Genomic DNA, 12,108 nt, shown 5'->3' on the forward strand with positions numbered 1-12,108 from the left:
GGGGGTGAAGGGACGCGGGGCGGGGACTGGGCACGTTCGAGCTCCGTTCGGCTCGCTCCGGTTTCGACCGTGATCCGGCCCGGGACGGGGGCCACATCGACTCGGCCAAATCGATTTGGCCGCCAGTATGTGAGGGCCCGCGAGGCGCGTCAAGGGGTGCGGCGGGAGCCGCCGGAGCGTCTCGCCATCCGGATGCGCGGTCTCCGGCGAACGGGTGGTTGTCCGGGCACACGGCTTCAGGCGGGGCCGGCCGGGCAAGCGTTCGTCGGACGGTTCCGAGCCGAGGAATGGTGTGGTGATGACCGAATACGAGCGTTCACGCACGATGCCCGCACTGCCCGAGCAGGTCTTCGACCAGGCGGCCGACGTGGACCGGCTGGACGAGTGGCTGCCGCGGGCGCTGCACGTGCGGGCCGGGGAACTGCCCGCCGTCACCGTCCACGAGGACCGCACCGACCAGGACACCTCGGCCCTGCTGCGCGCCCGGAAGGAGCAGATGCGGCTGGAGTGGGGAACGAGGGAGCAGGGCGGCTACGCCGGGTGGCTCCAGGTGGCCGGCATCGGCAGTGGGGCCACCGAGGTGACGGTGCACCTGTCCTTCTTCGACGAGGAGCACGACCCCGGCGAGAAGGCCGTGCACGACGCCCTCGACGACAGCCTCGAACGGCTGGAGCAGCAGGTGCGGCTGCGCGTCGGCAGCGGGAGCGGCGGCTGATCCGTTGTGCGGCACGCCTGAATATCTGTCGCGGCGGCGATAGACATCCACGCCCCGCGTCGCTAAGGTTTACGAGACAGCCCACCAGATCAGCGCGACGCGCCCGGAAACCTGCCCTGCTCGGAGCCGGCGGAGGGTGCGAGAACCCCTCGGGGCCCCGGTGCCGTACGGCGCCGGGGCCCCTCGACGCGTCCCAGAAGAGGTGCAAATGACGCAAGAAGCCCACCCGCTCCCCCCGAGAACACCCACCACCGACCGGCTCGACGACGACGACTACCCCGCCTACACGATGGGCCGCGCCGCCGAGATGATCGGCACGACGCCCGGTTTCCTGCGCGCCATCGGCGAGGCCCGGCTCATCACCCCTCTGCGGTCCGCCGGCGGCCACCGGCGGTACTCCCGCTACCAGTTGCGCATCGCGGCCCGCGCACGCGAGCTCGTCGACGCCGGTACGCCGATCGAGGCCGCCTGCCGCATCGTCATCCTGGAAGACCAGCTCGAAGAAGCCCTGCGTCTCAACGACGAACTGCGCAAGCCGCACACCGCGTGACGCCGACCTGGTGGAGGACCCCGCGCCCGCCGGGCGGGGCCGCCGGATCGCAGGAAAGGTGCCGTACGCCGAAGATTGGTGTGTGCGGGGCCGCGCCCTTCGGCGGCCACCGGCCACACCAACGGCTCCCGGCAGTGAGGACCCAGCGATGACCGAGCAGTCACCTTCCCAGGCAGAGGGCGAGCGCGAGGGCGAGACGCACGAGGACGTACGGCAGACCACGCCGTCCCAGGCGGAGGGAGAGCGGGACGACAACGACGAGGGCGAACCCGGCCCCGCGTAGTCGCCCCGCCCGGCCGTCGACGTACACCCGGCCCGGTGCGACCACCAGGGAGCGGCGTCAGGAGGTCAGGGCGTCACGGGGTGTGCGACTTGATCAGGTCTTCCAGCGACGTGTCGTGCGGCAGCTGCCCCCCGGGCGTCAGCCGGTCCACCGCCTCCGGCAGGACCTGCGCCAGCTGGTCGGCCGCCTCGGCCGCGGTCAGCCCCGCTCGCCGGCCGACCTCGTCGAGGGTGTCCGGCGGCAGCGCGCCCACGAGCTGCGTGCCGTCGACGGGCTCGTTGGGGCCCGCCGCCACCCAGGAGTGCGCCTGGTGGCCCAGACCGCCTTCGCCGAGCGCCGCCAGCAGCCCGTCGAGCGGGTTGCCGGTTCCCGCCGTACTGCCGCCCAGCTCGTCCAGCAGCGAGCCGAGCAGGCCGGCTCTCGCGTCGCCACTGCCCAGCAGCCCCTGGAACAGACGCCCCAGATCCTCTCCCGCCACGGCCAGCCCTCTTTTCGTCGGTACCCGTACACGCCGGTGGGGCGTTCAGCGGCCCCGCGGCCGATCGTGCCATCCGCTTTCCCCACCGGCGTTCCGCTACTCGGGAAGTCACCCGTATACCGGCGTGCGCTAGGCCGATCGCGACCGCCGCATCGCCGCTTCCCGCCCCGGCGGGCAGATGATGGGAGCGGGTGAGAGGGAGGACCGTGGACCTGGAGAGCGTCACCGACGAGCTGTACGGGCTGCCCCCGGCCGACTTCACGCCGGCCAGGAACGAGCGCGTGGCGGCGGCCCGCACGGCGGGCGACCGCGAGCTGGCGGGCCGGATCCAGGCGCTGCGCCGTCCGACGCTGTCCGCCTGGGCGAGCAATCTGCTCGTACGCCGCCTGCCCGAGCAGGTGCAGCCGCTGCTGAGCCTCGGCGAAGGCATGCGCCGGGCCCACCGGGAGCTCGACGGGGATCAGTTGCGGGAGCTGGGCCGGCGCCAGCACGACCTCGTCGGCGCGCTGGCCCGGCAGGCGGGGCAACTGGCCGCCGAGGCCGGGCATCCGGTCAGCGAGGACGTGCGGCACGAGGTGGAGAGCACCCTGCACGCCGTCCTCGCCGACCCGCGGGCGGCGCGGGAATGGGCTGCCGGGTGCCTTGCCAAACCGCTCAGCCCGCCGGTCGGATTCACCGCTGCCACCACCCCGGACGCCGCGGCGCGCACGGCTTCCCGCCCCGCCGCGACCGACAGCGGGACGACGAAGAGCCAGAGGCAGCGGGACGAGCGCGAGCAGAGGGCGCGGGCACAGCGGCGTGCGCGGGCCGGGAAGGCCGAGAGCGAGGCGACCGCCGCGCAGGAGCGGGCACTGACCCGCGAGGAGGAACGTACGCGGGCGGAGAGCCGACTGCGGGAGGCCGAGGACGAGGCGTCCACCCTGGCCGAGCGGTTGAAGGCCGCCAAGGAGCGGCAGCGGGCGGCCCGCGACGAGGTAGCCGAGGCGCGGAGCCGCGCCAGGGAGGCCGCCGCCGAGGCGCGCTCGGCCCGTCGCCGGGCCGAGGAGGCGGCGCGCGAAGCGGAGTGACGGCGGAGCCGGCCGGCCGGTTACGGCAGCTCGACCGTTTCGATGCCCGGGTGCATCTTGTGCAGCTCGGCCGGGCGGTCGGTGATGACCGGCCAGCCCGGCCGTCGCAGGGCGAGGTGGCCGGCGTGGGCGGTGGCCAGGTCGACCTGGGCCATGGTGGCGAGTTCGGCGACGGCGAGCGCCGCCGGGCGGTCGAGACGGTGGAACTCGAAGACCGGAGCGGCCAGCGCGAGGTCGACCTGCTCCCGCCGCCGGGGTGAGACGTCGTAACCGGTCAGGCCCGCGGCCAGGGCCGTGGTGGGGACGTACAGGACCTGGATCTGCTCGACCGAGACGACCAGCCGGGCCACCATGAAGGGCCTGCCGAGGACGAGCTGCCTTATCGCGCCTGCGTCGAGGATGTATCCGCCGATCACGCGGCAGCGCCCCCCGCGTCGTCTCCCCGCCGGTCGGAGGCGCGCGCCCACTCCACGGCCTCGGCCCATTCCTCGACGCCGGCCCGTTCGACCTCGGCGGCCCAGCCCTCGATGATGCGCTGGGCGCGTTCCTCGCGGCCCAGGCGCTCCTCGACCGCCTCGGTCACGTACGCCGACACGGACTCGATGCGCTTCTCCTTGGCGAGCCGCCGCAGCGCGGCCGCGCTCTCCGCCGGGATCGTGATGGTCACGCGTTCCTTCTCCGCCATACAGCAAGCGTACGGCCGTATGCACACAACCGGCAGCGGGACGCGGGAAGCAAGCGGAAGGGGGAACGCTCGGCGAGCGTTCCCCCGGTCGGCAGGCGGCTTCCGCCGCGGGCTCAGGCGGCCGCGGGGGCCAGTTCGGCGCGGCCGAAGAGCAGGGCGTAACCCCTGGGCAGCAACGCGGTGATGCGGCGGGTGAGGTCGTCGCCCACGCAGTCGGCCACGACGCCGAGCACGGAGCTCACTCCCCATCGCGCGGCCGGGTGCGTAAGCCCCCCGAGTCGCGCGGCGACGGTTTCGACGAACTCCGGTGCGGTCAGGGACCGGGCCGCCGGGGCCTGGCGGGCGAGGATGACGGCCGCTTCCACGGGCAGCAGGCGCACCAGTTCGCGGCGCTCTTCACCACTGGTATGCGTGCCCAGCACAGTCAGTACGGTGCGCAGGACGCGCTCCGCCTCGGCGTCGGTGGCGTACTGCCCTGAGGCGCGGACCTGCTGTACGAGTTCGTTCCACCGCATCACTGTGGCTACCTGCCTCTCTGCTGTTTTCGTGATGACCGGAGGGATCCGGTTGTTACTCATGTGGTGCTTATGTGCGCTTTCTGCTGTTTTGCGAGGTGTCCCACATCAGCATGCCCCCACTTCAGGAAGGCAGCACCTTATGCGCGGGCCCGCCCGGCCGCCGCGTCGACTCCGCCGAACGCCCCACGGCTCACGACGACTGGGGGCGGCCGAAGAGGAGGTCGTAGCCGGGAGGCAGCTGGAGCAGGACGCGGCGCATCAGGTCGTCGTCGGCCGCGTCGGCGACGACGCTGAGAACGGCGCTGACGTCCCACTTCGCCGTCTCCTCCGTGGCGCCGTCGATCCACGCCGCCGTCGCCCGTACGAACCGCTCGGGCCCGAGCGGTTCGGCGGCGGGCAACGGGTTGAGCAGCAGCAGCGCGCAGCCTTCCGGCAGCCGCGCGGCCAGTTCGGACCGCTCGGAGCCGACGACGTGCGCGCCCAGGAGGGCGATCACCACCCTGGTCGCCCGCTCGGCCTCCTGCCGCGAGGGGTACTGACCCCGTTCCTGCACGGCGGACAGGAACGCGTCCCATTTCATGACCATGCCGCCGGCCTCTCTCGTACGTACGGGTGCTGTGGGGCTCGCGCCCGCTCGCGGCGGGGCGCGGGAGGGTGGGGCGGGACCGGCGGCACCGGTCCCGCCCCGCCGGGGTCAGCCGTTGATCTCCTTGGGGCCGCTGCCCCCGGAGATCGAGATCTTGCGCGGCTTGGCCTGTTCCGCGACGGGAATGGTCAGGCGCAGCACTCCGGCGTCGTACGACGCGTCGATGCGCTCGGTGTCCAGCGTCTCGCCCAGGAACATCTGGCGGCTGAAGGAACCGGTCGGCCGTTCCGCGATCAGGACCTCCGCGCCCTGTCCCGCGCGGGAGCGGCGCTCGGCCCGTACGGTCAGCACGTTGCGCTCGACGTCCAGGTCGATCGACTCGGGGTCCACGCCGGGGAGGTCCAGTTCGACGACGAACGTGTCGCCCTGCCGGAAGGCGTCCATCGGCATGGCGGCGGGCCTCGCGTTGGTACCCGTCAGCTGCTGGGTGAGGCGGTCGAGTTCACGGAAGGGGTCGGTACGCATGAGCATCATCGGTCACTCCTTTCCCGGATACGGGATGCACATGGCGACAACATCTATATAGCTCGCCGCAGCAAACTTGACAAGCCCTCGCTCAATCCCGTGTCGCCACCCTGCCCGGGCAGCGGCGACGGCCCTGACGCCGCGGAGCGTCAGAGCCGTCGATGTGCCGCCTGCCCGGGATCCTGCGGGGGTCAGCCGGGCGTGATGCGGCCGCGCCAGGATCCGGATTCGCCGTCGCGGTGCTCGATGAACTCCTTGAACCGCCGCATGTCACCCTTCACGCGCCGGTCGATCATGCCGGTCATGTCCGCGGCCTTCTCCGCCGCGCCGCTCGCCTCGACGTCCATCACGAGCTCCACGCGCGTGTGCGTGTCGTCCAGCCGCTGGAACCGGACCATGCCCTTCTGGTGCGTGTCGCCGCCCGTGGTACGCCAGGTGATCCGCTCGTCCGGGAGCTGGTCGACGATCTCGGTGTCGAACTCGCGTGTGACACCGCCGATCTTCGTGGTCCAGTGGTTGTGGCGGTCGTCGATCTGCCTGACTTCCTCAACCCCCTCCATGAAGTTCGGGAACTCCTCGAACTGCGTCCACTGGTTGTAGGCGGTGCGAACGGGGACCTCGACCTCTACCGTCTCCTTCACCGTGCTCATCTGCGCCTCCTCTTGGGTGACGCGCGGCAGCGTGTCTGCCGCGCGGATCTTGGCACGAGCACCGTGTACCCGGTCGTCGCGTCCCTAGTCGAGGGTTTCCTCGGGCACCTCACGGGAGCGGCCGAGGCGCAGCCTGCCGCGGAGCTTGTCCACCACGGGGTACTTCTCCCGTTGTTCGCGCGACTGCCGGTCCAGTTCCTCCACCAGCCGCATGGACCGCTTCTCCACGTCCAGCTCGTCCAGGATCCGGTCGATCTCGGCCAGCAGCGCGCCGTGCAGCTGCCACTGGCGCGGGTGCTCCTGCACGCCGTCGAGCAGCAGGTGCGCCACGATCTCGCGACTGGCGCGGCTCGCGGCGAGCTCCCTGACGAGCCGCTCCTCGGCCTCCTCGGCGTTGACGCTGACCTGCGTGGTGATGAGTACGGCGAAGCTCTCGACCGCCCGGGCCATGTGGACGAACAGCTCCGAGAGGCCGGTCGCGATCTGCTGCGGGAAGAGCGGCTCGTCGGTACGCGCCTTGGCGAGGTCGGTCAGGGTGCGGCACGCCGTACGGAGCACCACGGCGGAGATCTCCAGGGTGTCCAGGCCGGTCCGCAGGACGACCCGGAAGAGCAGGCCCTCCTTGACCCGGGGGTTCAGGCGCAGGCTGTCCTCCGCCTGCCGCAGGGAGGCGTCGACCTCGACGATGTCGTGGTCCAGGCGCCGCGCGTCGTGCAGCACCTCGGCCGCCTCCGCCACGGTGGTGTGGCCGAGCACCTGGTCCCCGAGCCGGACGAACAGGTCGCGCATGCGGCCGGCGAGGCCTTCGATGGCGGCGCTGGCGGGCTGCACCCACACCGGCGGGGCGAACAGGACGTTGAAGAGAAGTCCGACGACCGCGCCGATCAGCGTCTCCAGCACCCGGTCCCAGGCCGTCGCGGCCACCCGCGTCACCCCGAGCACCAGCATGGCGCTGATCGCCACCTCGGGCACGAACTCGCCGGCCTTCACGAACCGGCCGAGGGTCAGCGAGGCGAGAATGATGAGCCCGAGGCTCCACCAGCTCAGGCCCACCAAGGAGCTGAAGCCGATGGCGATGACCACCCCGGCCACCACCGAGTTCATGCGCCGCATGCTGGTCGTGAGCGTGGCGTACAGGGTGACCTGGACGACGAGCAGCGCGGTCAGCGGGGCGGTCAGCGGCGCCGGTTCGCTGCTCAGCGCCAGGGCGACGACGTAGGAGATCACCGCGGCGACGGTGGACCTGACGGTCTGTACGACCACGGGCTCTTTGTGCCGCTTGACGAGATTCAGCAGCGGGTCGGTAACTTCAGGCACCCTAGGCTTGTTCCCCCTCTCCCCCCACACAGGCACCATCGGCCGTCAATCACCCGACCGCCCGCCCCGGTGGCGGGGCGGGCGGCCGGCGTACACCCCGTCAGTCGTCGAGAGTGATGCGCAGCTTGGCGTAGTCGCCGTGGAAGACGGCCTCGACCTGGCCCTCGGCGTCCTCGTACTTGCCGGTGCCGCCGGTGATCGCCGCGTCGCCGCCGTACGGGCCGTTGCCGCGGTGGTCCACCGTGCCGCTGACGGTGATGCTGCCGTGGTCGGTGCGCAGCACGCTCTGGCACTGGGCGATGACGCTGTGGGGCGTCACCTCGACGGCGCTGCAGTGGGCGGTGGCGTCACCGATCTTCTTGCCGACCTTGCCCTTCTTGATGTCGTACAGGTACGCGTACGACGTCCAGTCGCCGCCCTTGCGCAGCTTGCGCGGCATGCTGTCCGAGTGCTTGTGCGCCAGCCAGTTGAGCACCTTCGTCTTGGACTCGGCCTTCGGCGCCGGGGCCGCCTGGGCCGTGAGGGCGAAGGCGCCCGTGACGGTCATCGCCATGGCGGCGGTGGTCACGGCGGCGGACAGCTGTCGGGCACGGAAACGGAGCATGGAACCTCCAGTGGATGAGAGAGGAGTCGCCCGGCTCGGGGGCCGCGGGCGAATGCGCGAGCCCACCTCAACGCACGGAAGGCGCCGCGGGTGATCGCCACGGGCGTGGCGTCACTCACCTGGTTGCGTACTGTCACCCCTTCGGCCTCGCGGGGACCCGCACGCGGATCGGTCCGGCGCGGCGACGGGCACGGACGCGAGCCCTGCACACGGGCAAATGACTGGATACCGTGATGAATACGGACCAATCACCGAGCAGGAGAGAGCGAAACGATGGCCGCACAACCAGAGGGCGTTCCGTGCTGGGCCGACGCGATGTTCACCGATGTGGAGGGTGCCAAGAGCTTCTACGGCGACGTGCTGGGCTGGACCTTTGCCGAGAGTTCGACCGAGTACGGCGACTACACCCAGGCGTACTCCGACGGCAAGGCGGTGGCCGCCGTCGTCCCGCCGATGCCCGGCCAGGACGCCCCGTCGTCCTGGTGCCTGTACCTCGCGTCGCCGGACGTCGCCGCCACCGCACGGAAGATCACCGACAACGGCGGCGAGGTGCTGATGGAGCCGATGCAGGTCGGCGACTTCGGCTCGATGCTGCTGGCCAAGGACCCCAGTGGCGCCACGTTCGGCGTCTGGCAGGCGGGCCGGCACGAGGGCTTCGAGAAGCGCGGTGAGCCCGGAGCGTACGCCTGGGCCGAGGTCTTCACGCGCGCGCCGGAGAAGTCGGACGCCTTCTTCCCCGCCGTCTTCCCTTACACCGCGCAGCGGATGGAGGACGACGCGATCGACTTCAAGGTCTTCAACGTCGGTGACGACGCCGCCCTGGGGCGGATGACGATGACGGACGACTTCCCGCCGGAGATCCCCCCGTACATCCAGGTGTACTTCACCGTCGAGGACTGCGACGCGGCGGTGGCGAAGGCGACGGAGCGCGGCGGCACGCTGCACTTCGGGCCCATGGACAGCCCGTTCGGCCGGTTCGCGGCGCTTGCGGTCCGCAGGGCGCGGCGTTCGCCGTGATCGACCTGACGACCACGAGTGGCGAGATGCCGAAGATGTCGGCCGCCTGAGACGGTACGGCCGGGCGCGCGGGCCGCGGGGAGCGTGACTCCCCCGCGGCCCGCGGCGCGGCGACGGTGACTACTTGTTGAAGCAGCGGTTGCCGAGGGCCGGGTTGAGCAGACCGATGACGTTGACGGTGTTGCCGCAGACGTTGATCGGGGCGTGGATCGGGATCTGGACGAGGTTGCCCGAGAGGAAACCGGGCGAGCGCTTCACCTTGCCCTCGGCGTAGGCGTCGGCACTGGCGGAGCCGGCGCCGGCGAGGACGGCGGATGCGGCCAGGGCGGTGGCGGCGATCGCGGTGCGGATACGCATATTGCTCTCCTAGGAAAAGGATCCGACGCGCTCGTGCGCGCCGCTGGAGAGGTGCCCCCTGACACCCCATCAGCTCCGCGGCACCACCCGGACGGACGCGGATGTTCACACGGCTGCGCGCGGGCCGCCCGGACGAGCCCCGGAATGCCGCTTCCTTCCCGGAGCCCGGACCACCGGCCTAGAGTGGGCGCGTGAGTGAGACGTGGGGTCCGTCCGACGCCGGAGTGATGAGGCTGCCGTCCGGCCTGCTCGTACGCGGCCGGGGCCTGCGCCGTCCGCTGCCCGCGGGGCCGGCGCCGTCCTTCGCCGTCCACCTGTTGGGCAAGGAGCCGCCGCCCGTGGCGTGGGAGGCCCGGTGGCTGCGCTGGCCGGACTTCCGGCTGCCGAGCGACCGCCGCCAGGCCCGGGACGTACTGGCCGAAGCCCTGGAGCGGGCGGCCGGCGAGCGCGTGGAGATCGCCTGCGGTGGCGGCCGGGGACGCACCGGTACGGCGCTGGCGTGCCTGGCCGTCCTGGACGGGGTGTCGCCGGACGAGGCCGTGGCGTACACCCGCCGGCACTACCACCCGAGGGCCGTGGAGACGCCCTGGCAGAAGCGCTTCGTACGGCGCTTCGGCGACGGGGCGCAACCCGGCGGGTCCCGTGCCCGCGCGGAGTGATGCCTGCCTGTCAGTCCACCTGGACGGCGAGCAGGCAGGCGTCGTCGTCGTGGGCGGTGCGCTTGTACTCGGCGATGATCCGGTCGAGGGTCTCGCGGGGTGAGAGTCCGGCGTTCTCCGCGAGGCTGCGGCTGAGGTTGCCGATGCCCTCGGTGATGTCCTCCCCCCGGCGTTCGACCACCCCGTCGGTGTAGAGGAGCAGCAGGTCACCGCTGCGCAGCGGCACCTGAGCGGTCTCGTACGCGTACCCGGGCATCAGGCCGAGCAGCGGGCCGAGGTGGCCGGACGACAGCGGTGACACCTCCTTGCCCCGCCGCAGCAGCGGAGGCGGATGGCCCGCGCACGCCCAGTGCAGGACACGGTCGTGGTCGACATGCCCGGTGATCATGGTCGCGGTCATCGCGGACGCGTCACCGCACAGCAGCTCGTTCAGCCACGTCGCCATCTCGCCCGCCGAAGCGCCCGTCTGGGCGAGGCCGGCGAGTGCGTGGCGCTGCTGCGCCATCCGGGCCACGGCGTCCAGCCCGTGGCCGACGGCGTCCCCGATGGCGAGGAGCGCCCGCCCGTCCCGCAGCCGGCGGCACTTGTACCAGTCGCCGCCCACGGCCGCGTCGGGCTCGGCCGGCAGGTAGGCGGCGGCCACGGTGAGTCCCAGCTCGGCCAGCTCCGCGGAGTGCGTCGGCAGGAGGGCCTCGCGCATGACGGAGGCGATGTGCCGTTCCGCCTCGGCCTGCTGACGCAGCCGCTCCGTCTCGCGCTGGGTCTCCGCCAGGCGGCGCCGGCTGCGCATCTGCGGGGTCAGGTCGCGCGCCACGAGGTGGACGGCCCAGGGGCGGCCGTCGATTCCCGCGACGGGTCTGCCGAGGACGTCCAGGGTGCGCACTTCGCCGTACACCCGGAAGCGGATGCGCGTCCACGCGGGTTCCTCCCCGGCGAGGACGGCGGTGATCAGCTCCGCGAGGGCAGCGATCTCACCGGGCAGGACCGCGTCGCACAGCTCGGTCAGGGACCACGGCATCCTCGTGTCGGTACGGAAGATGCGGTGCAGCCCCTCCGACCAGGTGACATGCCCGGAGAGCAGGTCCCATTGCCCCCAGCCCATCGACGCGATGTGCTGGGCGTCGAGGGTGAGGATCTCCGCCTCGCTGCGCGCCGGCACCCAGGTGGTCAGCAGATGGTCGCCGCAGGAGGCCGCGTAGTACAGGAGGGGGGCGCGGCGCAGGCGGCCGTGCCGCTCCTCCGTGTAGTCCACGGCCAGCCCGTTGAGGGCGCGGCCGGAGGTGAAGACGGAGGCCAGCGCGGCCAGCAGCCCGCTCGTGGCGGCTCCGGGGCGCGCCTCCAGGAACCGCTGCCCGACCTGGGTGTCCGGTGCTTCGAGCCATTCCGACGAGCGGACATGGTTGCCGGCGCGGATGACGAAGTCCGTGATTCCGCCGCTCTCGTCCAGCACCGGGTCCAGCAGAGCCGCCGAGACGGGGATGGCCGACATGCTGGAGCACAGGCAGGCCCACGGGTCCTGGCCGGGCGAGGCGTCGGCGCAGCTCGCGTGCTCGGCCGCGGCCGCCGGGAAGCCGCTCGTCGGACCGGGCGTGCCCGAGGTGAAGGTCTCAAGGGACCGGCTGCTCAAGGGCGACGCGTGGGTGATGGCGCTCGCGAGCGGCAGGCGTTCCTCCGCCTTGCGCCGTACGTCGGCGCGCAGTGCGGCGACCTCGCGCTCGATGAGCGCCTTCAGGCCGTCCACGTCGTCCGGCAGGTCCGGGACGCCCGGCAGGGAGAAGCTCACAAGGTCGTCACCGCCCCGCTGTCCAGGACATTCACGGTGCTGACCTCCGGTTGGGCGCGGCAGGGTCCGTTCTCGCCGATCGTAGGTTCCGCCCCCGAGACGCGCGAACGCTCGGCGCCACCCGGCCGGTCGCCGAGGGCCGTGGCCGGAGCACGGAGGCGCCGGACAGGTGGTGCCGAAGGCCCCGGCGGGTCGGGACCTTGGTCCCGTGTCGGGCGCTTTCGGGACGGACACACCCACATCACGAAGAGCGCCAGGGAAGGAAGACAATGCGCTGGATCGTGCTGGCCAGAGCTCGACTGAAGCGGGTGACC

At 72.1% G+C, this 12,108-nt stretch carries 16 protein-coding genes and 1 pseudogene; 6 read left to right on the forward strand and 11 right to left on the reverse strand.

Annotated features, from left to right (window positions below; translation table 11 throughout):
* The first annotated feature begins 298 nt into the window (after nt 1-298).
* The 3 genes from E2E34_RS23620 to E2E34_RS37045 all read left to right on the forward strand — a co-directional run bounded on the left by E2E34_RS23620 (nt 299) and on the right by E2E34_RS37045 (nt 1,548).
* Nucleotides 299-715 (forward strand): SRPBCC family protein, encoded by a 417-nt coding sequence (locus tag E2E34_RS23620; protein ID WP_138903927.1) that lies wholly within the window; start codon nt 299-301, stop codon nt 713-715.
* Between the two features lie 208 nt (nt 716-923).
* Nucleotides 924-1,265 carry a MerR family transcriptional regulator gene (locus E2E34_RS23625; RefSeq protein ID WP_138903928.1) on the forward strand — a complete coding sequence of 114 codons (342 nt, stop codon included), beginning with the start codon at nt 924-926 and terminating at the stop codon, nt 1,263-1,265.
* 148 nt (nt 1,266-1,413) lie between these two features.
* Nucleotides 1,414-1,548, forward strand: a complete 135-nt coding sequence (locus tag E2E34_RS37045; RefSeq protein WP_279637900.1) for a hypothetical protein — start codon at nt 1,414-1,416, stop codon at nt 1,546-1,548.
* A gap of 73 nt (nt 1,549-1,621) precedes the next feature.
* Here E2E34_RS37045 and E2E34_RS23630 read toward each other — a convergent pair whose 3' ends face one another.
* A complete protein-coding gene (locus E2E34_RS23630; RefSeq protein WP_138903929.1) occupies nt 1,622-2,026 on the reverse strand; it encodes a YidB family protein in 405 nt (134 codons plus the stop codon).
* A gap of 206 nt (nt 2,027-2,232) precedes the next feature.
* On the opposite strand from E2E34_RS23630, the gene E2E34_RS23635 reads away from it, so the two are divergent.
* Nucleotides 2,233-3,093: a hypothetical protein gene (locus E2E34_RS23635; RefSeq protein WP_138903930.1), complete on the forward strand. Its 861-nt coding sequence runs from the start codon at nt 2,233-2,235 to the stop codon at nt 3,091-3,093.
* A 20-nt stretch (nt 3,094-3,113) separates the two neighbouring features.
* Here the strand turns inward: E2E34_RS23635 and E2E34_RS23640 are convergent, their stop codons facing one another.
* The 8 genes from E2E34_RS23640 to E2E34_RS23675 form a co-directional block, all read right to left on the reverse strand.
* On the reverse strand, nt 3,114-3,509 hold the full coding sequence (locus tag E2E34_RS23640; RefSeq protein ID WP_138903931.1) for a hypothetical protein: 396 nt from the start codon (nt 3,507-3,509) through the stop codon (nt 3,114-3,116).
* Entirely contained in the window at nt 3,506-3,778 is a 273-nt protein-coding gene (locus tag E2E34_RS23645) for a ribbon-helix-helix protein, CopG family (protein ID WP_138903932.1), read from the reverse strand. The genes E2E34_RS23640 and E2E34_RS23645 overlap by 4 nt, the downstream gene beginning before the upstream one ends.
* Before the next feature lie 113 nt (nt 3,779-3,891).
* Nucleotides 3,892-4,293, reverse strand: coding sequence for a DUF2267 domain-containing protein (locus E2E34_RS23650; protein ID WP_138903933.1), 402 nt, complete (start codon nt 4,291-4,293; stop codon nt 3,892-3,894).
* Nucleotides 4,294-4,486: 193 nt separating this feature from the next.
* Entirely contained in the window at nt 4,487-4,882 is a 396-nt protein-coding gene (locus E2E34_RS23655; protein ID WP_138903934.1) for a DUF2267 domain-containing protein, read from the reverse strand.
* A 108-nt stretch (nt 4,883-4,990) separates the two neighbouring features.
* The gene (locus E2E34_RS23660; protein ID WP_138903935.1) at nt 4,991-5,416 is read right to left on the reverse strand and encodes an Hsp20/alpha crystallin family protein; all 426 of its coding nucleotides are present in this window, start codon (nt 5,414-5,416) and stop codon (nt 4,991-4,993) included.
* Between the two features lie 182 nt (nt 5,417-5,598).
* Nucleotides 5,599-6,057, reverse strand: a complete 459-nt coding sequence (locus tag E2E34_RS23665) for an SRPBCC family protein (protein ID WP_138903936.1) — start codon at nt 6,055-6,057, stop codon at nt 5,599-5,601.
* Between the two features lie 84 nt (nt 6,058-6,141).
* Nucleotides 6,142-7,374 carry an FUSC family protein gene (locus E2E34_RS23670; protein ID WP_244316015.1) on the reverse strand — a complete coding sequence of 411 codons (1,233 nt, stop codon included), beginning with the start codon at nt 7,372-7,374 and terminating at the stop codon, nt 6,142-6,144.
* A 100-nt stretch (nt 7,375-7,474) separates the two neighbouring features.
* Nucleotides 7,475-7,978, reverse strand: a complete 504-nt coding sequence (locus E2E34_RS23675; RefSeq protein ID WP_138903938.1) for an allene oxide cyclase barrel-like domain-containing protein — start codon at nt 7,976-7,978, stop codon at nt 7,475-7,477.
* A gap of 273 nt (nt 7,979-8,251) precedes the next feature.
* On the opposite strand from E2E34_RS23675, the pseudogene E2E34_RS23680 reads away from it, so the two are divergent.
* Nucleotides 8,252-9,045, forward strand: a pseudogene (locus tag E2E34_RS23680) (VOC family protein).
* A 70-nt stretch (nt 9,046-9,115) separates the two neighbouring features.
* Here the strand turns inward: E2E34_RS23680 and E2E34_RS23685 are convergent.
* Nucleotides 9,116-9,352, reverse strand: a complete 237-nt coding sequence (locus E2E34_RS23685) for a chaplin (protein WP_138903939.1) — start codon at nt 9,350-9,352, stop codon at nt 9,116-9,118.
* 191 nt (nt 9,353-9,543) lie between these two features.
* Here E2E34_RS23685 and E2E34_RS23690 point away from each other — a divergent pair, with 191 nt between their 5' ends.
* Entirely contained in the window at nt 9,544-10,011 is a 468-nt protein-coding gene (locus E2E34_RS23690) for a protein-tyrosine phosphatase family protein (protein ID WP_138903940.1), read from the forward strand.
* 10 nt (nt 10,012-10,021) lie between these two features.
* Here the strand turns inward: E2E34_RS23690 and E2E34_RS23695 are convergent, their stop codons facing one another.
* Complete coding sequence (locus tag E2E34_RS23695) at nt 10,022-11,794, reverse strand: PP2C family protein-serine/threonine phosphatase (RefSeq protein WP_244316017.1); 1,773 nt, start codon at nt 11,792-11,794, stop codon at nt 10,022-10,024.
* Between the last annotated feature and the right edge of the window lie 314 nt (nt 11,795-12,108).

The sequence above is a fragment of the Streptomyces albidochromogenes genome (assembly GCF_005981925.1).
Classification (GTDB): domain Bacteria; phylum Actinomycetota; class Actinomycetes; order Streptomycetales; family Streptomycetaceae; genus Streptomyces; species Streptomyces albidochromogenes.

What these genes read in the sequence shown, in the direction of transcription:
- E2E34_RS23620 (WP_138903927.1), top strand. Translation starts at nt 299, where the DNA reads ATGACCGAATACGAGCGTTCACGCACGATGCCCGCACTGCCCGAGCAG.
- E2E34_RS23625 (WP_138903928.1), top strand. Translation starts at nt 924, where the DNA reads ATGACGCAAGAAGCCCACCCGCTCCCCCCGAGAACACCCACCACCGAC.
- E2E34_RS37045 (WP_279637900.1), top strand. Translation starts at nt 1,414, where the DNA reads ATGACCGAGCAGTCACCTTCCCAGGCAGAGGGCGAGCGCGAGGGCGAG.
- E2E34_RS23645 (WP_138903932.1), bottom strand. Translation starts at nt 3,778, where the DNA reads ATGGCGGAGAAGGAACGCGTGACCATCACGATCCCGGCGGAGAGCGCG.
- E2E34_RS23650 (WP_138903933.1), bottom strand. Translation starts at nt 4,293, where the DNA reads ATGCGGTGGAACGAACTCGTACAGCAGGTCCGCGCCTCAGGGCAGTAC.
- E2E34_RS23655 (WP_138903934.1), bottom strand. Translation starts at nt 4,882, where the DNA reads ATGGTCATGAAATGGGACGCGTTCCTGTCCGCCGTGCAGGAACGGGGT.
- E2E34_RS23660 (WP_138903935.1), bottom strand. Translation starts at nt 5,416, where the DNA reads ATGATGCTCATGCGTACCGACCCCTTCCGTGAACTCGACCGCCTCACC.
- E2E34_RS23665 (WP_138903936.1), bottom strand. Translation starts at nt 6,057, where the DNA reads ATGAGCACGGTGAAGGAGACGGTAGAGGTCGAGGTCCCCGTTCGCACC.
- E2E34_RS23675 (WP_138903938.1), bottom strand. Translation starts at nt 7,978, where the DNA reads ATGCTCCGTTTCCGTGCCCGACAGCTGTCCGCCGCCGTGACCACCGCC.
- E2E34_RS23685 (WP_138903939.1), bottom strand. Translation starts at nt 9,352, where the DNA reads ATGCGTATCCGCACCGCGATCGCCGCCACCGCCCTGGCCGCATCCGCC.